The sequence below is a fragment of the Clostridium sp. AM54-37XD genome (assembly GCF_003478225.1).
Classification (GTDB): Bacteria; Bacillota; Clostridia; order Lachnospirales; family Lachnospiraceae; genus Coprococcus; species Coprococcus ammoniilyticus.
Genome location: NZ_QUEV01000003.1, coordinates 240,041 through 259,028, shown reverse-complemented (window position 1 = coordinate 259,028; position 18,988 = coordinate 240,041). Strand labels below are relative to the sequence as shown.

Genomic DNA, 18,988 nt, shown 5'->3' with positions numbered 1-18,988 from the left:
TATGAACAAGAGACAGAAAGAAGTAATCGAGGAACAACTACATAACGAGGGAAAAACTATTGCCAGTCTGAAGCATACATATAAGCAGGCATTGAAAGACTGTGAGCAGAAGATCAGAGAGTTGTCTGCAAGAACTGACATGGAGAATTTGCAGAGCATCATATACCAGAAACAATATCAGGAGGCTTTGAAAGCACAACTTGAAGGTGCTCTAAGCAACTTGCAGTCTAACTCATATGCAACTGTGTCTGACTATCTGACAAAGTGCTATAGAGACGGATACACAGGTGTCATGTATGACCTGCAGCAGACAGGTATTCCGATCATCATGCCGATAGATCAGGCGGCAGTTGTGAGAGCTATTCAGACGGACAGCAAGCTCAGTAAGTCACTCTACGACAAAATGGGCGAGGATATGACATATCTTAAGAAAGCGGTCAGAGCAGAGGTATCAAGAGGCATAGCCAATGGATCAACATGGAATGAAGTAGCTGGTAAGCTCTCAAGACATATGGCAAATACTCCGTTCCAAAAGGCTTATAACAACTCTATCCGAATTGCAAGAACGGAAGGACATCGTATACAGGTACAGTCAGCACTGGATGCTCAGATGGTTGCAAAGAGTAAAGGTGCGGATATTGTGAAGCAGTGGGATTCCACTCTTGATGGCAATACAAGAGATCTGCATAGACTGCTTGATGGACAGATTCGTGAAATAGATGAACCTTTTGAAGCTGGTGGTATACAGGTAGATGCTCCTGGGATGTTTGGAGATCCGGCAGAGGATTGTAATTGCCGGTGCTGCTTATTGCAGAGAGCAAGGTGGGCGCTGGATGATGATGAGCTTCAGCGATTGAAAGATCGAGCGGAATACTTTGGTCTGGATAAGACTTCTGACTTTGAGGAATACAAAGAGAAGTATTTGAAAGTGATTGATGAAATAAATCCTACAAATGTAAATGGAGAAATAATACAGTTTGACTGGAAGGATAAGAATCAATTACGTGAAAAACAGCAGGAAATTATATCAGACCTGTCAAATGAGTACAGGACAAGGCTTCAGAAAGTTACGACAGGGGCAAAACAGTCAGCTGGTAATGTTGATATGTCAGGTGCAGTGATGAGATTATCGGATTCACATGTTAACACTGCTGTTCATGAATTTGCACATACGCTTGCAAATAGTGCAGCAGATAAGTACGGCCTTACTAATGATGCAGATTTTTGGAAAGAAATAAAAAAAATACAAAGAGAATATCACAGAGATGTTGATAAAACATCAGATACATCAAGATGGATCAGTTCATATGAACATAGTAGTAGAAGTGTTGACGAATTTTTTGCCGAGGCATTTACACAGGCAAAAATGTCTAAACTTAAATTGGAATTACCTCCCAAATATGGTGCTGATTTGACATATTCAAACAAGGTATTGGAAGTCATTGATAAGTATTTCAATAAAAAATCTGTTGCAAATGTGGATACAAGTGCTAAAATGATAACAGGTGCAAGAATATTGGACCCTGATAGTAAAGAGGCTACGGCATTTGCTAAAATGTACTATCGTGAAATAAAATCATTTAGTACAGATTGCAAACATATAGCAAATAATATAGGAAAAACGGAAACGGAAATACAGAGCATAAAAGATTATTTATTTAATAATGATTCTTTTGAACCTGATTGCGCTATTGCACAATCATGGCAAAGACTTATGAGTGGTAAGGATATTAAGGATCATGATAAAGTATTAATCGAGCATGAATTGTATGAGATGAAGTTGAAGAAAGAAAATAAAAATATGAGCCATACTGAGGCTCATGCTATTGCTACCAGAAAATACGATTATCAAAAGGGAGTTGATGAATATTATGGTAACCTTGGAAAAAATAAAAAAGACGAATAATATAATATCAGCTGAGTATTTCCCGGAAGATAGTAAGCAGGATGTTGGAACATTTATTTATGATATAGAAAAACATGAAGTTATCGAGCATAAATACTGTCAAAAAGATAGCAAAGCTAATTTGAAGACATATTTTAATAAAGCTATAAAGGCTATTGAAAAATGTATTGAGAATGATAGTTATCCTGAAACAGTAGAATATATGTGGTATTAAAAGCACTCCGCATTAGCAGAGTGCTTTTTTCATGCAATTAAATAATTAGTAATTCAGACCATGATAAAAACATGGTCTTTTTTTATGCCCAAAAAATCGGCTTAAGGCGGTAAAACTGTGACGATAAAATAACTCCGGCAAGAGTGATAACTGCCATGTGTGGCTACGATTAAAGCCAAGAAAGGATGGAACAATGGAATTAAAGGAACTGTTAGGAGAAGAATTGTACAAACAGGTACAGGCAAAGATTGACGAGAAGAACAGCGCAGAGACGGATAAACTCAAGCATGTAAGATATACAGATCTGTCCGAGGGCAAGTACGTCAGCAAAGAGAAGTATGATTCCGAGCTTGAAAAACTCAATGGACTGATCACCGGCAAAGACACGGAGATTGGCAATGCAAATAAGCTCATTGAGGAACTGAAAAAAGCATCTAAAGGCGATGAAGGGATGCAGCAGAAGATTTCTACTTATGAAGTTGAAAATACAAGACTGCAGCAGGAACTTGAGGAAACGAGAGTTAATTCAGCTATTAAGGTTGCGTTATTATCTGCTCATGTAAGTGATGTTGATTATGTTGCTTACAAATTAAAGGCAAACCTGAAAGAAAAGAATACGGAGCTTAAACTGGACGATGATGGCAACATCAAAGGATGGGATAGCATGCTTACAGATCTCAAGACACAGCTTCCGAACCAGTTTGAAAGTGCTGGAAGTAACCAGAAGAACATCCTTGAAAACCAGCTTCAGAAGGGTGATCCGAGCGCAAATAACAGCGAACCGAAAACTCTTGCAGAGGCATTAAAACAGCAGTATGAAAATGCAAATAATAACCAGTAAAGAAAGGAATGGTGAAAACTATGGCAATGACATTAGAAGAACTTAAGAAAGGTATGAGTGACAAGGTATTTTCACAGATTGTGGATATCTTTCTTAGACAGTCAACAGTATTACAGTCACTGACATTTGATGACTGTGTATCAGCATCAGGCGGTGGCTCAACAATGAAGTATAAGTATCTCAGAAAGGTACTTCCAGCTACAGCGGAGTTTAGAAAGATAGGCGGTTCTTATACTGCATCGGCAGCTACAAAGCAGGAGTGCGAAGCAAATCTTGCGATCATGGGCGGAGCAGTTCAGATGGACAGAGTGCTCAACAAGGTTGCTGGTAACTTTGACAACATGGCATATCAGATCGAGGAACATATCAAGGCAATCGTGTCTTTATTCCACTACACGCTGATTAATGGAGATGCAACCACAACAGCATCTGGTGATCATCCGGAGTTTCAGGGCCTTGATTCTATGATCGCCGGAACAACGACAGAGTACGGCACAGACAAGGCTATTGATCTTTCATCTATCACTTCACTCAAAGCAAACGCTGATGAGTTCTATGAGGCTCTGAGTCTCCTTATCAAGACTACAGATGCTGATGCAGTGCTTACAAACACAGAGATGATCACAAAGATTCAGACTGTAGCACGTATCCTTGGATACAGGACAGAGAGTGAGGAAGCATTCGGAAAGCGTATTACTACGATTGATGGAGTGAAGCTTATCGATATGCAGAATCATTACACAGTATCAAGCGGATCGGCTGTTGCAAATTCTGTTGTTAAGAAAGGCCTTAAGAGAAAACTTGGATCTGAACAGACAGAAACAACAGGTCTTACAGATATCTATGCAGTCAAGTTTGATGTAAACGATGGATTCCACGGAATCAGCCTGAATGGTGGTTCAGTTATTGATCAGTATCTGCCTGATTTCAGTAAGCCTGGAACAGTGAAGGATGCTGAAGTAGAGATGATCGCAGCTACAGTTCTGAAGAATACACAGCATGCAGGTGCGCTTCGTAATATCAAGATTGCGTAAGTTAGAAAGGATAGGTGAGATAGGATATGGCAGCAGTAAAGGAATCAAAATGGATTGTATCAGTAAATGGAAATCCATCATATTGCGGAATCGGTGCCGGTGGTGTGCAGTTTGCAAACGGCAAAGCAGAGATCACATCTAAGCGTATGGCAGACTGGTTCATGGAGCATGATGGTTATACAGTTACAGCACAGTAAGGTGGTGGTCATATGATCATGACTGTTGATGAACTGAAAGAGTATGTTGATACTGGTGCAGTAAAGGATAAGGTGCTTGAAGCAAAGCTTCAGGCACTGGAACTCCTGATCAGAAAATATACAAATAATAACTTTCAGGATAGAAACAGGCGGTTTATTGCACCGGTGGACGTTGCTACAGGTTTCCAGTATGCGTCTGATTTGTTCAAGGCTGGTGACACTGTACAGGTATCAGAATCACACTACAATGATGGCTTGTACACCATCAAAGCTGTGGATATGGACAATGGACATATAGAGGCGAATGAGGAGCTTGTAAGCGAACCGGTCGCCATGGTGACAAAGATAGTATATCCGATGGATATCAAGCTTGGAGTAGCCAACATGCTTTCATGGGACCTGAACAACCGGGATAAGGTTGGTGTACAGTCCGAGACCATAAGTAGGCATTCTGTGACCTATTTCAACATGGATGGCGACAATTCCCTCATGGGATATCCAAAGTCGCTTCTTGGCTTTTTAAAACCGTACATGAAAGCGAGGTTTTGAGATGCGAGGAATAGGCGGAAATGCAGTTGCAGATATACAGGTTAAAAGCATAACCAGAAATGAGATAGGCGAACAGGAAGTCACATGGACATCTGAAGATACCTTGACCGGATGGCTTGACCTCTCAGGCGGTGACAGCAAGTACACAACATACAATGCCAAGGTGCAGGAATCCACGCATATGTTCATAGCTGATTATAAACGTCTCAGTGACATGATCAAGGCTGAGAACAGCCGTATAGTGGTTAATGGTCAGGTATATGACATTATGCTGATAGATGACCCCATGGGCATGCATGAGCAGCTTGAAATATATCTGAAGTATACAGGAGGGCAGTAGAATGGCAGATATAACATTTGAGGATAACCGAATTGAGATTGAAGCTGCAATGAATGACGCTATTACGGCATTTCTGTATGAGGCGGCAGGTGAGTTGGCAAGTGCTATTGCATCAGCTTCTCCTGTAGATACAGGTGATTTAAAAGGCTCATGGACTTATGAGGTAGATGAATCGACAGGCACTGCTACTGTAGGATCTCCGCTTGAAAATGCTATCTGGAATGAATTTGGTACTGGTGAATATGCATTAAAAGGTGATGGCCGTAAAGGTGGATGGACATATCAGGATGCATCAGGCGAATATCATCATACATATGGAAAAAGACCGAATCGGTCAATGGAGCATGCTTTTAATGCAAACAAGGATAAGATCATAAAGAGGGCTGAGCAGATAATGAAAGAAAGTCTTTCTGACTGAAAGGAGTGGTTAGCTTGCGAATAGGTACATTAGAATATATCAACAGTGTACTCACAGATGAGCTTGAGATTCCATATGCATTCATGGAGTGGCAGGACGACCCACCAGAGGCATACTTTGTCGGTGAATATTCTGAAGGTGATACACCTGAGGAAGATGGGTGTCAGGAAATAACATTCATCATAGACGGCTTCACAAGAGGTTCATGGCTTAGCCTGGAGAAGTACAAGCAGAAGATAGAACAGAATATTGAACGAACGGCAATTCTTGCAAGTGGTGCGGGGGTTGCCGTTTTTTATGGGAATGCGTCACAGGTGCCAACAGGGGATGCAGACCTCAAACGTATACAGATTAATTTAACAATTAAGGAATTTAAGAATGGAAGGTGATTATAACATGGCAGAAACATTAACTTTTGAAGAGTTCAAGTCATCAGGTATCACAAGCAAGACACCGAAGAACATAGTGTTTGGTGCTGGAACAATTCACAAAGGTTTGAAGTATGACACATCAAAAAAGACTTGGAACTTTGCTGAATCTCTGATTGGTGCGACATCCGGCGGTACGAAGTTGTCAATCAAGCCTGAGCTCAAGGATATAGAGGTCGATGGTGCATCAGTTAAGGTTAAGGAGTTGGCAGTTAAGACAGGCGAGACAGCACAGATGGATACTAACATGGTGGAGCTGTCGCCTGAGACGATCAAGATGGCTATTATCGGGCAGAATGGCACATCAACAGCGGAAGGATACGATGTGATCGAATCCAAGGCAAGAATTGAAAAGGATGATTACATTGAGAACTTCGGATATATTGGAAGATTCTTAGATGGTCGTCCTGTTATCGTGATCTTTGACAATGCGCTCTGTACATCAGCCTTGAGATAGAGGGCAAGAACAAGGAGAATGGCACATTTGCGCTGACAATGGAGTGCTATGCGGATCTGTCACCAGCAGCTGACACACTGCCATACCACATCTATCTGCCTACCGGCACGACAACGGAACAGGTTCAGCAGTCTATAGATTCCAGTACAGAAGTGACAGACTAATTGATATAGAAAAGGAGATATAATCATGGGAACAACCGAGATAAAAGAGAACAAAGATATAGAAGCAGTAGAGAATGCAGAAGTAGTTGAAGAGGCAGAGACAGTTGAAGATGTGCAGGAGATCAAGCCTTACACGCTGAGAAATCCAAAGGCCACAGATATAGCATCATTCCTGAAACTGTTCAGTAAGCTGGGAGTAAAGGACTTCAAAGACTCATTCAGCGGCAATGGGTTCAAAGAGCTCATCGCAAAAGAACGTGAGAAGCTTGCTGGTGATGGTGAGGATGATGAGGACACATCAAATTTCCTTGAAAATGTGGGTATTGGTCTTGCGTTCGAGCTTGCAGATGTGATACTGGCTAAGCTGTCAGACTGTCAGCGTGAGGTATTTGTCTGCTTATCACACCTGTCAGGTATGACAGTGGATGAGGTAGCAGATCTTGACCTTTCTGTGTTCACACAGATGTTATATGATGCGGTCACTCTTCCAGGTTTTGCGGATTTTATCAAGGTTGTTTCAAGATTGTTCGAGAAGAGACAGTAGGCTATCTCAAGTTCATGGATCTCATATTTAAGAGATATGCGGATCCGTACACTCTGCTTGATACGATGATAGACAATCAGAGCTTTGATGAGTTTGTATGCACATTCGTGCGTCTGGATGATGACGACAAGCTCTGGGATATGTATATCCATAAGTGCTGGGAGAATATATCATTTAATGACTTCAAGGCAAGGCTGTATGGCACATCAGGTGGCAGTTCACAGCCGGCCAGATCAGGGGCATTTGAAAGCAGAGACGAACTTGAAACAACCATAAAGGATTCTATGTCAATCATAGAGAATTTCAAACCATAGGGGCACACAGACGTGTGTCTCTATTTTTTATTATCGAGGAAAGGGGGTAGACCCTTTTGGAAGTATTTAAGATACTGGGAAAGATTGCCATAAAAAATGATGAGGCTAAGAAAAGTTTAAATGAGACAAGTGAAACTGCTGAGAAGACGCAAAGTAAGCTGAGTAGGATATTCCAGTCTATAGGCAGAAGCGCTATAAAAAGCAACTCGGAGATATCGGAAAGCAATGCTAATACAGGTAAAAGCTTGTCACAAATAGCAGCCGAATCAGGAAAGACAGTCAACCAGTTAAAAAGTGATGTGGGAAAAGCTGCAGCAGAGTATAGAAAACAGGGGATGAGTGCATCTGAAGCTATGAAGAAAGCCTATGCAGACATTGGATATGTAGCTGGTGAGACGCACAAGAAGGTAGACAAGCACCTTGATAAGACTGGAAAGAAGACAGTGGATATCAAGGCTAAAATGAAGTCAATGTTTTCAGCCATAGGCAAAGGTGCTCTTACATCAGTAAAAGCACTAGCTAAAGTATCAGTAGCGGCGGCTAAGATTGGAGTAGTCGCCGCTACCGTTGTGGCGACTGGTTTAACTGCAATGACAAAGAGTGCTGTAGAGCAGTATGCGGACTACGAGCAGCTTGTTGGTGGTGTTGAGACACTGTTCAAGGACAGCTCTGATAAGGTTGTTGAGTATGCAAATAATGCATATAAGACGGCGGGACTGTCAGCGAACGAGTACATGGACACTGTAACAAGCTTTTCAGCGTCATTGCTTCAAGGCTTAGGCGGTGACACGGAAAAGGCGGCTGAAACTGCAAATCTTGCCATAACAGATATGTCAGATAATGCCAACAAGATGGGTACTGATATGGCATCTATACAGAATGCATATCAGGGCTTTGCAAAGCAAAACTACACCATGCTTGACAACTTGAAGCTTGGTTATGGTGGTACTGCATCCGAGATGGCAAGGCTTATCAACGATTCTGGTGTACTTGGTGACACCATGACTGTGACAGCAGATAATGTCAATAGTGTGTCATTCGATAAGATGATTGAGGCTATTCATGTTGTACAGACTGATATGGGGATAACAGGCACAACCGCAAAAGAGGCAGCCACTACAATACAGGGATCCATCGGCATGATGAAGTCCGCATGGACGAATCTGCTCACAGGAATGGCCGACCCATCACAGGACATGGGAGTGCTGATCAATAACCTTGTTGATTCTGTGATGGCTGTAGTTGATAACCTTGTACCACGAATAGCAGACACACTGCCAAGGATAGTTACAGGCATATCAAGTCTTGCACAGAAATTGGCACCATATATACCGCCACTTATAGAACAGATACTGCCATCACTTATACAGGGCGCAACATCGTTGCTGTCCGAATTGGTGAATAACCTTCCTGGCATACTTGAAACCTTGTTGCCGGGTATAGGTGGAGAGCTGGGGCAGACACTTACATCTGCATTACAGTCTATATTCGGAACTTTGCAAGCTATTTTGCCTACTATATTATCCCTTGTTAATACACTGTTACCACCATTATTGCAGATAGTTCAAACGATTTTGCCACCGCTTACGAATTTGATTAATATGCTTTTGCCGCCTATTGTGCAGATAGTGTCGCAGATCCTTCCTATTTTGATTTCGATTTTGCAGCCGGTACTGGAATTATTGCAGCCAATACTTGATCTGCTCAATCCAATTATAAATCTGGTCTTAATGATATTGGCTCCATTGATGGAACTTATCAATATGATCCTGCCTCCGCTTGTTGAGGTGATAAGTCTGATATCAGAAGAGATACTTGAAGTGCTGAAACCGATACTTGAATGGTTTTGCGAGATGCTTGAGATCACATTGGAAGCGGCGATTATTGCAATTATGGCAGTTATCAACAACTGTCGTGAATCGTTTTCAATGGCTTGGAAAGGCATTAAGAAAGTCTGGAATGCAGCACCTGCCTTTTTTAAAGGCATATGGAATGGTATAAAATCAGCATTTGCAGCAGTAGGAAAGTTTTTTAAAGGCATCTTTACAACAGCGTGGAATGGAATTAAGAGTGTTTGGTCGGCTGTTACTGGATTTTTCAGTGGAATCTGGAATGGAATAAAAGGTGCATATGCATCAGTAGGTACATGGTTTAGTGACATTTTTGGCAAGGCTTGGGCTGGTATCAAGAATGCATTTTCACCGATGGTTAAGTTCTTTTCAGATACATGGCAGAAGATTAAGGATATCTTTTCCAAGGTTGGAACAGCTATCGCAGATGGCATCAAGGGAGCCGTTACAGCAGCTATCAATGGCATATTAGGTACAGCGACAAAGATCATTAATGGTTTTATATCTGCAATCAATGCTTGTATATCCGTTATTAATGCGATTCCGGGAGTATCAATTAATAAGCTTGATAAATTGAATGCACCACAGCTTGCAGAAGGTGGTGTACTTAAGAAAGGTCAGGTCGGTATACTTGAAGGTAATGGAGCTGAGGCTGTTGTGCCGCTTGAGAAGAATACAGAATGGATCAGTAAGGTAGCAGATCAGATGGCAGCAGCAACAGGAAGAACAGTAGACAATGAATCAGAGTTATCAAAGGTTCTGTATTTGATTCTTGATGTGGTAAGACATATTGATGAAAATATGTATGAATACATGGTAAGAGCACTTACAGAAGGCACGAAGCTTAAGATTGATGGTAGAGTATTTGGAAGGATGGTGAGAACATATGCTTGAGAATATAAAATATGTAAATAGTCAGGGGAATGTTCTTGAATTTGGAAAGAAATATATCTTTGCAAATGAAAATGACCTTCGAGACTATCAGTGGATCTATGATAGTGATCGGAAAAGTGTGGAGAATTTTCGAAAGAAAATTACAGAAAAGACGCTTCCGATCACTATTTGTTGCCCGACTCCGAGGATATGCAGGAATGTAAAGAATGATATGTTTGAACTGTTTGAACAGGATATCATCAATGAAGTGCCTGGAAAACTGTATATTGGCAATTATTACCTTGAATGTTTTATTTACGCAAGTGATAAGTCAGAGTATTTGGCAGGGCCATATACAAAGTTATCTTTAAAGGTTGTAACAATTACAGATACATGGGTGAAAGATGAATTGTTCCAGTATCGATATGAAACGATAGAATCAGACGATAGTGGACGTGGGTATTCATATGGTTATGAATATGATTATTCCGCTTCACCAGGGAATGCTACACAGTTTGCAAATAGTAATTTTAATGAGGCAGAATTTATTATGACCATCTATGGATATGCGCAGAATCCGGCTATATCAATAGGTGGTCATATATATGCGTTAAACTATACTATTCAGGCTGGTGAAAGAGTAGAGATTGATTCAATACGGCAGACTATAAGGCTGTATAAAACGAATGGAGCAACTGTAAATATATTCCGATTCAGAGACAGAAAGAATGATATATTTCACAAAATTAAATCCGGAGAACAGGCTATATATTGGAATGCGGATTTTAATTTTGATTTGCTTTTGAAAGCTGAAAGGAGTGAACCGATTTGGATGTGATCTATACAGACCGAAATCTTAATGATGAAGGTTGCCTGCATCATTATAATATTGATCTTGATATTGCAAATGAGAAGAATTTTGAGATCACAGTTGGTATTAAGAATAATGTCATGCGTGGAGGCTATTGGTGGTATGTCAATGATACGGAGTATGGTGGTGTTGTAGATTCCGTAAAAGTGATAACGGAGAATAATGAGATCAGATATTCAGGCAGAAGTTTCAGGGGAGTACTTATGAGTAAGATCATAGAGCCTCCGTCTGGGGCAGCCTATCGGATTGTATCAGGAGATGCTGGAAACATTATTCAGGATCTTATAAATTTATGTGGACTGTCAGCGGTATTTGCTGCCGAACGTATTGGATACACAGTAAAAACATTTCGGTTTGACCGATACATAGATCTATATACCGGGTTAGTTAAGCTTGGTAAAGCTATAGGTATGAATTTGTACTTAATCGTTAAAAATGGAATAGTTCATGTATCATATGTGCCGTTAGTTGATTATTCCGACCGGATAGAATACAACCAGAACGATATTAATTTCACTATTGAGAAGACATATAGAGGTGTAAATCATCTTATATGTCTTGGTAAAGGAGAACTTCAGGATAGAACTGTAGTGCATTTATATGCTGATGCAAATGGGAATATAAGCACATCTCAACGTCTATATGGAATTGAGGAATATGTGAGTACTTATGAGAACACATCTGCAGAATCTGATGAGGACCTTGTCTCTGGTGGAACAGAGAGATTGCAGGAATTAATAGGAGCTGATGCATTTGCAGTTACAAGCAGTGATACTGAGCAACATATAGGTGATATAATTGGCGGGCATGAAAGCGTGACAGATTCCTATGTAATAAGCAGTATCACAAATATAATAGTCAAGTTAGATGATGATACAGTTGATATATCATATAGTGTAGGTGATGCTACACGGAAAGGATAAGTAATGAAAATAGTAACAGGAAAAACCGGAGTAAATCATGTAACGGCAGATGATGACCGAGCGTTGAATCTTGGAATCATTGGAAAAGATAACTATGTGCTGCCAGTTGGAGATATGTTCAAGTTGACTATGGTCGATGTCAATACTGCAAGAGTATCCTGTGGGGATCTGGTTATGAAAGGGTGTCATGCTCGGATCCCTGCAGGAGATTATGACGATCTTATGATTGACAGCGGCAGTCAAGGATACAACCGGAAAGATCTTATTGTAGCAAAGTACAAAAAAGACACTGGCATTGAAAATGTAACACTTGAAGTAATTAAAGGTACACCATCTGCAGGGACAGCAGCAACACCAGAATATCCGACAGGAAGTATATATTGGGGAGCAACAGAAGATACCTTCCCACTGTATGAGATTAATATCAATGGTATTAATATAGGAACAGTAAAACCTCTTTTTGAGATATTATATTCAAGGCTGTCATCGGTTTACACAAAGGCAGAGACGGATGATCATATAAAAAATGCTGTTGATAAGGAGACACAGGCAAGAACATCTGCTATTGATGGAGTAAAAAGTGACATATTATCATTGTCAAAAAAAGATACTGAACTTTCACAAGGTATAGATGATAATAAAAATAAACTGGATGCTGTAAACGCAGATATAGAATCCGTAAAGGCTTCTATAAAGAACTTATCTGACAAACATACTGAAGACATTAATAATGTTAAGGAAAGCATCAACACAGTGTCTGCAGATGTATTAAAGTTACAGAATGTTGATAACAAATACAGTGCAGAGTTCACAAATATAGCAGGTGTAATGTCATTGCCGTTACTGCCGGATGAAACAAAAGTGTCAACAATAGCGGATGTAAGAAAGTTACTTGATCCGCTTGTAGCATCTCTGCATGACGGATTTATTAATCTTGCAAAAATCAAGATAGAATCTGGTGGAAGTATTATAAACCCCGGTGGCGGAATGATCGGATCATAGAAAGGAGAATGAAAACATGAAACAGTTTATATGTACAATGATCGGAGCGGTTGGCTCCGGAATAGCAGCATTGTTTGGAGGATGGGACACCGGACTGGTGTCTCTTTTGATTTTCATGGGGCTTGATTATGTATCAGGTCTTGTGGTCGCAGGAGTGTTTCACAAGAGCAGAAAAACGGACACCGGCAGCCTTGAAAGCAAGACGTGCTGGAAAGGGTTATGCCGTAAATGCATGACGCTTGTATTTGTTCTTGTGTCGTACAGGCTTGATTTGATTATCGGAACAAACTATATCAGAGATGCGGTGATCATTGCATTCATTGCGAACGAACTGATATCACTTGTCGAGAACGCTGGTCTTATGGGTGTACCACTCCCGGCGGTTATTACTAAGGCTATTGATATATTGCAGAAAAAATCAGAAAGTGAGGAATAGAATATGAGTATTGTTGACAAGATTATAAGCACAGCGAAGAGCCAGATTGGAACATGTGAGCCGGATGGTGATGATAAGTACATTAAAATATATAACGAAGCGACAGGTTCAACATTCGGAATGGATGTTGCGTGGTGCGCTATATTTGTTACATGGGTTATGATCGTATGCGGAATCGCAAAAGATGTTGTCTCAAGATTTGCATCATGTACTGCCGGAATGAAATGGTTCATCAAGCAGGGAAAATGGAAGAATGCAAAGGCTTATGGTGGCACATACACACCAGTTCCCGGAATTCCGGTATTTTTTCAAAAGCTCACAAGCTGACGGATCCGTCACATGTCGGAATAGTTACAAAGGTATGTCCTCCTTATATATATACAGTTGAGGGAAATACATCGGATGCTGTGCATGAGCGTATATATCGGATTGATGATAAGTACATTATAGGATATGGTGTGCCGTCATATGTCGACAATGTTAAAGCAGATATAAAAGATAATGATACCGGATACCAGACTGTAGAAGTAAAGAAAGGCGACACGCTCTGGGATATTGCAGAGAAGTACCTCGGATCAGGATCACGATATAGAGAGATCATGAGTTTAAACTCACTTACAAGTGCAACGATTCATCCAGGCTTGGTACTTAGTATCCCGGGCACAAATGCGAAAGCAAACGAAGCATCAAAGAAGACAAAGGCATACACGGTCAAAAAAGGTGACACACTTTGGGATATTGCTGCAAAGTATCTCGGATCCGGATCACGGTACAGGGAGATCATGAGCCTGTCGAAGATCACAAGCACCACGATTCATGTTGGGCAGATATTGACATTACCAGCTGTTTGATTTTAGGGGCAATTTAGGGGCAAAAATATTTCATTTACTTTCATATTTGATACAATAAGAAGTGCTAGAAAATGGCTTAAAACCTAGATTTTTCAATTATTTTCATAGTTGGGAAAAATTAAGAAAGTGCCGGTCGCCGGCATTATTCAAAAAGCTTGAAACTGAAAGGTTTTAGGCTTTTTTTCGTTTGTCTAAAAATGGATAAAAATTCTAGATGGACACAGTGGAAGAATCCAACGATCACATTTACATTGGAGGAAGAAAGATTGCAAAGAAGGTTACAGGCACTGTAAAACTGGGCAATAAAAAATATAAGGTTGTAAAGGGTGTTGTAAAAGCAACTATCAAAAAATAAAAGTATTTCATAAGGGTAAATCGAAATAAACTATCTTTCTGTGGAATGGCATGATAAAATAGAAACAGTATTTTTTAGGGAGGTTATGCTATGAAGCAGACAAGAAGTAAACAATTATGGCTGATGCTTGCTGCAGCAATGTGTATTTGCATACTGGCACTGATGGGTGCGGGCTCTTTATCAAAAGCTGATAATGCAGGACAGATGTATACATATAGTGCAGCAGCATCATTTGTATGTGATGCAAATGGTACGATCACCGCATACAAAGGAAACAAGAATGCGGAACAGATCATTGTACCGGCAACGATCAACGGCAGGACAGTAACAGGAATTAGCAATAATGTATTTAAGGGATGTGAGAAGGTTTCCCTGATCGCAGTTCCGGATACGATTGTAACGATCGGTGACCGGGCATTTGAGAATTGCCAGAGCCTTAGTACACTGTACAGCTACAAGAAAGCAGATGCAAATGATACAGCTACGGCAACGGATGCGGCAGGAACTGCAACGGCACAGGGTGTTGTTGTTCCATATGCTGAGATGGGAGTTATCGCTATTCCTTCCAATCTGAAAAAGCTTGGTACAGGGGCATTTGCCGGCTGCCGGTCAATCGGCAGATTTGCAGCAGCAGATACAAACGCTTATTTTAAGACATATACATGGAATACAAATAATCCAAACCAGGCACAGATCCAGAATAAGAATCAAGGTGAACTGCTTCTCAGTAAGGATGGAAAGCAGGCGTATCGTTTTGCTCCGGCATTTCATTATACAGGAAAGGGATTGTATAAGATCCCTGTTCCGGTAACGACGATCGCACCATATGCATTTGAAACCGCTGCTTTAAATGGAGGTTTTCAGATACCGACAACAATAAAGGTGATTAGTGATTATGCATTTTATCAGTGCGGCAATCTGAACCAGATCGAGTTTGCAAAAACATCTAATACAGCGATTATTGGAGCATATGCATTTGCAAGAAATTCCAATCTGCAGATCACACTTCCTGCAAGTGTAACATCGATTGGAAAATATTCCTTTGCATATTGTGTCAATATTAAGATCGATATTTCAAAGACAAAGATCCGTATAATTCCGGATTATGCATTTTATGAATGTGATAATCTTCATGAACTGATAACACCAAAGACCCTGGAGAAGGTAGGAGCATATGTATTTTATGGCTGCAACAATCTGAATGAAGTAAAGTTCCTTGGCAAGACATTAAAGGAAATTGGTACAGGAGCATTTAAGACCTGTGATAATCTTCATGTGATCGATGTCCCGGAGGGTGTAACAAAGATTGCGAATGGCACATTTGATGGATGCCATAATCTGAATACGATAAAACTTCCGGACAGTCTTAAGAATATCGGAGATAATGCATTTAAGAATTGCAATAATATCCAAGAGATGGTGATTCCAAAGAATGTATCCCATATTTCAAACAACAGTTTTGCAGGAGCAAAGCAGGATGGTATTGATACTTCAAAGAATCAGTATTCCCAGAAATTTATCAAGGCAGAAAAACCTGCGGCAGTTGGAACAAAGTTCACAGTTGGAAAATTGCGTTATAAGATTACAAAGTCAGATGTGAAAAAAGGAACGGTTACATTATATGGAGCCAAGAAGTCTGTAACGAAAGCAACAATTCCTGCAACTGTTATGTATCAGGGCTACAAATTCAAGGTTACTTCTGTTGGCGGAAGTGCATTCAAGAATTGCAAGAAGCTGAAAACCGTAAAGCTTGGTAAAAATGTAAAATCAATTGGCAAGAGTGCATTTTACGGATGCAAGAAGCTTGCCAAGGTTACATTGGATGCGAAGCTACAAAAATTGGTGATAAAGCATTTGCCAAGTGTACAGCGATCAAGAAACTCACGATTCCAAAGCAGGTAAGCAAGATTGGAAGCAAGGCATTTTATGGTGATAAGAAGCTGAAAACAATCACGGTCAAGAGCAGTAAATTAAAGAAAACGACCATCGGAAAATCAGCATTTACAAAGATAAATAAAAAAGCAACGATCAGCGTGCCAAAGAAAAAGGTAAAGGCATATAAATCAGCTTTCAAAAAAGCCGGAGCTGCAAAGAGCGTTAAGGTTAAGAAAATAAAATAAAAATAGAAGTCTTCCGGAATGTTCGGAATATGGCAGATGCTATATAAGACATGAGATAAACAAAAGCCCCGCAGCAGGTATTGCTACGGGGCGAAGGAAGGGAATCTATGAAAAATGAAAGTAAGCAATAATTATAAAGTGTGTATCTGATATTCAGGTATGCACTTTTTAGATCTGAGGACATTCAGTCGGAAACGCTTGCTCTGACCGCATTTCCGGTGATGTCCTCTTGGTTTTGTTTTCCTTTGATGGTATTTATATTACTGGATAAATGTGTTTATTCTATGTTCAGGATGTCAATGAATTGTGAAAAGAAAACATAAAAAATGCATGTTTTAATGATGCTAACGTGTAGTATAAAGTGATTTACAGGTCGCGTTCATTCGTGGTATGATAAAGAAGCCTGCAGGGAGCAGGAGAAATAAAAGGTTATGGAAAACGCAGGAGGAAAAGAAAATGGTAGTAGTAAATACAGAGAATATACCAGGAAGAGAGTATCAGGTACTCTCATTAGTAACAGGCTGTTGTGTTATGTGTAAGAATATCGGAAAAGATATCGGAGCATCCTTCCGTAATATGGTAGGAGGAGAAATGCAGGCATATACACAGATGATGGCAGAAGCAAAGGATAAAGCAATTTCATATATGATCAACCAGGCTATGAGCATGGGCGCAGATGCAATCGTAAATGTCAGATTTGCTTCAACAACAATTGTTGCCGGTGGTGCGGAGATCCTTGTTTCCGGAACGGCAGTGAAGTTTACAGCATAACAGATTGATTCACATACAGTGGTAGAAATGGAGGAGTATATGAAGAAGCCAAAACATGAGCTGATGACATTTGTTGCCGGGATCGTGATGCTGGTGGCAGGGTTATTTATCTTATCACAGAAAGTAATCGTATCGTCCAGTTTCTTTTCTTCATTTGGAGGGATGTCCATCTGGGGAGCAAGAATCAGTTCAGGAATGGTAGTGATTCCATTGATCATAGGAATTGTCTGGATGTTTATGACAGATTCCTTTGCATCAAAGGTTTTTTCGGCACTTGCAGGACTGTTGATCGTCATCATGGTCATTCTGACAACGAATATACATTTGACGACCATGACTTTATTTGACTGGCTGGTTATTCTGGTGTTGATCTTTGGTGGACTTGGATTTATCGGAAGGATTCTTTTGGCAGACAGAAAAAATGAAGAGGTCGATCCGAGAGAAGAAATGTACAGAGAAATGTATGGGGAACAGACTGATAAAAAGTCAAAGAGAAGAAAAAAATAATCCTTTGGTGTATTTCGTTTGAAATGGGAGAACTTAAAGGGAAAGACTATTACAGATATTATATATATTAAGAAAGAGATGAGTGATATGCCTTATTTTTATTTTGACCCAACGTATATATTAGTTCTGATCGGAGTTGTTCTGTCACTGATCGCATCTGCTCAGGTGAAATCAGCATATAAGAAGTATGAGAAGGTATCGACCAGATCAGGATTTACTGCAGAACAGGTAGCAGCGATGATTCTCAGAAATGCCGGAATCACAGATGTAACGATCCGCCCGATTGCCGGAGAATTAACGGATAACTATAATCCAAAGGATCATACCTTGAATCTGTCACAGAATGTATATGGTTCCAGATCGATAGCGGCAATTGGTGTAGCAGCACATGAGTGTGGTCATGCGATCCAGCATGCGGAAGGATATGCGCCGCTTGGTTTTCGTTCAGCGATCGTGCCGGTTGTAAGCATTGGTTCTACATTATCATGGCCGTTGATCCTGATCGGTTTACTGATCCCAAGACTGGATGTATGTATCACACTGGGAATTCTGTTATTTTCATTGGTCGTTGTATTCCAGTTTGTAACCCTGCCGGTTGAGTTTAATGCATCAGGCAGAGCAATTGCTATTTTAAGAAATGGCGGATTTATGACAGAAGAAGAACTTGGTGGGGCCAAGAGAGTGTTAACTGCTGCAGCTCTTACTTATGTAGCCGCAATGGTAACTGCAATCCTTCAGCTTGTTCGTTTGCTGTTACTTACAAACAGAAGAAGATGATTAAAAAGTAAATATCTGATATTTCGGAGTGCACATTTATGGGCATGCCGGGATATGATATGAATGTAACCGGAAGCTGAAAAAATGTGGTATTGAATGATACCGGTTTTCAGCTTTCCGGTTATTTTTTTGTTTTATGACAGGATGAATATGGAGAAATGGATGCACATATATGAGAATAATTTTCGGGTTGCAGAAGCGTATAGTACAAAATATACAAATAATTTGTTAAAATTGGTAAAAATA

At 40.3% G+C, this 18,988-nt stretch carries 25 protein-coding genes; all 25 read left to right on the top strand.

Features of this window, described 5'->3' with window-relative positions; translation table 11 throughout:
* Window position 1: 1 nt before the first annotated feature.
* The 25 genes from DXA07_RS04420 (at window position 2) to DXA07_RS04315 (ending at window position 18,742) form a co-directional block, all read left to right on the top strand.
* Window positions 2–1,906 carry a phage minor head protein gene (locus tag DXA07_RS04420; RefSeq protein WP_118483542.1) on the top strand — a complete coding sequence of 635 codons (1,905 nt, stop codon included), beginning with the start codon at window positions 2–4 and terminating at the stop codon, window positions 1,904–1,906.
* Entirely contained in the window at window positions 1,872–2,120 is a 249-nt protein-coding gene (locus tag DXA07_RS04415) for a hypothetical protein (RefSeq protein ID WP_118483540.1), read from the top strand. The genes DXA07_RS04420 and DXA07_RS04415 overlap by 35 nt, the downstream gene beginning before the upstream one ends.
* A gap of 193 nt (window positions 2,121–2,313) precedes the next feature.
* The gene (locus tag DXA07_RS04410; protein ID WP_118483538.1) at window positions 2,314–2,961 is read left to right on the top strand and encodes a phage scaffolding protein; all 648 of its coding nucleotides are present in this window, start codon (window positions 2,314–2,316) and stop codon (window positions 2,959–2,961) included.
* 20 nt (window positions 2,962–2,981) lie between these two features.
* Complete coding sequence (locus DXA07_RS04405; RefSeq protein WP_118483536.1) at window positions 2,982–3,995, top strand: major capsid protein; 1,014 nt, start codon at window positions 2,982–2,984, stop codon at window positions 3,993–3,995.
* A 26-nt stretch (window positions 3,996–4,021) separates the two neighbouring features.
* Entirely contained in the window at window positions 4,022–4,192 is a 171-nt protein-coding gene (locus tag DXA07_RS13010) for a hypothetical protein (protein WP_173783895.1), read from the top strand.
* A gap of 12 nt (window positions 4,193–4,204) precedes the next feature.
* Window positions 4,205–4,741, top strand: coding sequence for a hypothetical protein (locus DXA07_RS04400; protein WP_118483534.1), 537 nt, complete (start codon window positions 4,205–4,207; stop codon window positions 4,739–4,741).
* Between the two features lies 1 nt (window position 4,742).
* Window positions 4,743–5,081: a head-tail adaptor protein gene (locus DXA07_RS04395; protein WP_118483532.1), complete on the top strand. Its 339-nt coding sequence runs from the start codon at window positions 4,743–4,745 to the stop codon at window positions 5,079–5,081.
* 1 nt (window position 5,082) lies between these two features.
* The gene (locus DXA07_RS04390) at window positions 5,083–5,499 is read left to right on the top strand and encodes an HK97 gp10 family phage protein (RefSeq protein ID WP_118483530.1); all 417 of its coding nucleotides are present in this window, start codon (window positions 5,083–5,085) and stop codon (window positions 5,497–5,499) included.
* A gap of 14 nt (window positions 5,500–5,513) precedes the next feature.
* Entirely contained in the window at window positions 5,514–5,888 is a 375-nt protein-coding gene (locus DXA07_RS04385) for a hypothetical protein (RefSeq protein ID WP_118483528.1), read from the top strand.
* Window positions 5,889–5,895: 7 nt separating this feature from the next.
* A complete protein-coding gene (locus tag DXA07_RS04380) occupies window positions 5,896–6,384 on the top strand; it encodes a hypothetical protein (protein ID WP_147352405.1) in 489 nt (162 codons plus the stop codon).
* A gap of 189 nt (window positions 6,385–6,573) precedes the next feature.
* Window positions 6,574–7,092, top strand: a complete 519-nt coding sequence (locus DXA07_RS04375) for a sigma-70 family RNA polymerase sigma factor (RefSeq protein WP_118483524.1) — start codon at window positions 6,574–6,576, stop codon at window positions 7,090–7,092.
* 14 nt (window positions 7,093–7,106) lie between these two features.
* Entirely contained in the window at window positions 7,107–7,406 is a 300-nt protein-coding gene (locus tag DXA07_RS04370; RefSeq protein WP_118483522.1) for a hypothetical protein, read from the top strand.
* Between the two features lie 56 nt (window positions 7,407–7,462).
* Window positions 7,463–10,150 (top strand): hypothetical protein, encoded by a 2,688-nt coding sequence (locus DXA07_RS04365; RefSeq protein WP_118483520.1) that lies wholly within the window; start codon window positions 7,463–7,465, stop codon window positions 10,148–10,150.
* Window positions 10,143–10,967 (top strand): hypothetical protein, encoded by an 825-nt coding sequence (locus DXA07_RS04360; protein ID WP_118483518.1) that lies wholly within the window; start codon window positions 10,143–10,145, stop codon window positions 10,965–10,967. Before DXA07_RS04365 ends, DXA07_RS04360 begins: the two co-directional genes overlap by 8 nt.
* The gene (locus tag DXA07_RS04355) at window positions 10,958–11,923 is read left to right on the top strand and encodes a hypothetical protein (RefSeq protein ID WP_118483516.1); all 966 of its coding nucleotides are present in this window, start codon (window positions 10,958–10,960) and stop codon (window positions 11,921–11,923) included. The genes DXA07_RS04360 and DXA07_RS04355 overlap by 10 nt, the downstream gene beginning before the upstream one ends.
* A 3-nt stretch (window positions 11,924–11,926) precedes the next feature.
* Window positions 11,927–12,925: a hypothetical protein gene (locus DXA07_RS04350; RefSeq protein WP_118483514.1), complete on the top strand. Its 999-nt coding sequence runs from the start codon at window positions 11,927–11,929 to the stop codon at window positions 12,923–12,925.
* 16 nt (window positions 12,926–12,941) lie between these two features.
* Window positions 12,942–13,361 (top strand): phage holin family protein, encoded by a 420-nt coding sequence (locus tag DXA07_RS04345; RefSeq protein WP_118483512.1) that lies wholly within the window; start codon window positions 12,942–12,944, stop codon window positions 13,359–13,361.
* Window positions 13,362–13,364: 3 nt separating this feature from the next.
* Window positions 13,365–13,688 carry a hypothetical protein gene (locus DXA07_RS13005; protein WP_182429565.1) on the top strand — a complete coding sequence of 108 codons (324 nt, stop codon included), beginning with the start codon at window positions 13,365–13,367 and terminating at the stop codon, window positions 13,686–13,688.
* Between the two features lie 80 nt (window positions 13,689–13,768).
* Window positions 13,769–14,212, top strand: a complete 444-nt coding sequence (locus tag DXA07_RS13000) for a LysM peptidoglycan-binding domain-containing protein (protein WP_182427450.1) — start codon at window positions 13,769–13,771, stop codon at window positions 14,210–14,212.
* Window positions 14,213–14,426: 214 nt separating this feature from the next.
* The gene (locus tag DXA07_RS12995; protein ID WP_181983923.1) at window positions 14,427–14,567 is read left to right on the top strand and encodes a hypothetical protein; all 141 of its coding nucleotides are present in this window, start codon (window positions 14,427–14,429) and stop codon (window positions 14,565–14,567) included.
* A gap of 90 nt (window positions 14,568–14,657) precedes the next feature.
* Window positions 14,658–16,469 (top strand): leucine-rich repeat domain-containing protein, encoded by a 1,812-nt coding sequence (locus tag DXA07_RS04335; RefSeq protein ID WP_118483508.1) that lies wholly within the window; start codon window positions 14,658–14,660, stop codon window positions 16,467–16,469.
* Complete coding sequence (locus tag DXA07_RS04330) at window positions 16,361–16,687, top strand: leucine-rich repeat protein (protein ID WP_118483506.1); 327 nt, start codon at window positions 16,361–16,363, stop codon at window positions 16,685–16,687. The genes DXA07_RS04335 and DXA07_RS04330 overlap by 109 nt, the downstream gene beginning before the upstream one ends.
* 456 nt (window positions 16,688–17,143) lie before the next feature.
* Window positions 17,144–17,458 carry a YbjQ family protein gene (locus DXA07_RS04325; RefSeq protein WP_021943703.1) on the top strand — a complete coding sequence of 105 codons (315 nt, stop codon included), beginning with the start codon at window positions 17,144–17,146 and terminating at the stop codon, window positions 17,456–17,458.
* A 39-nt stretch (window positions 17,459–17,497) separates the two neighbouring features.
* The gene (locus DXA07_RS04320) at window positions 17,498–17,965 is read left to right on the top strand and encodes a hypothetical protein (protein WP_021943702.1); all 468 of its coding nucleotides are present in this window, start codon (window positions 17,498–17,500) and stop codon (window positions 17,963–17,965) included.
* Between the two features lie 78 nt (window positions 17,966–18,043).
* On the top strand, window positions 18,044–18,742 hold the full coding sequence (locus DXA07_RS04315; protein ID WP_347465505.1) for a zinc metallopeptidase: 699 nt from the start codon (window positions 18,044–18,046) through the stop codon (window positions 18,740–18,742).
* Window positions 18,743–18,988: the final 246 nt, after the last annotated feature.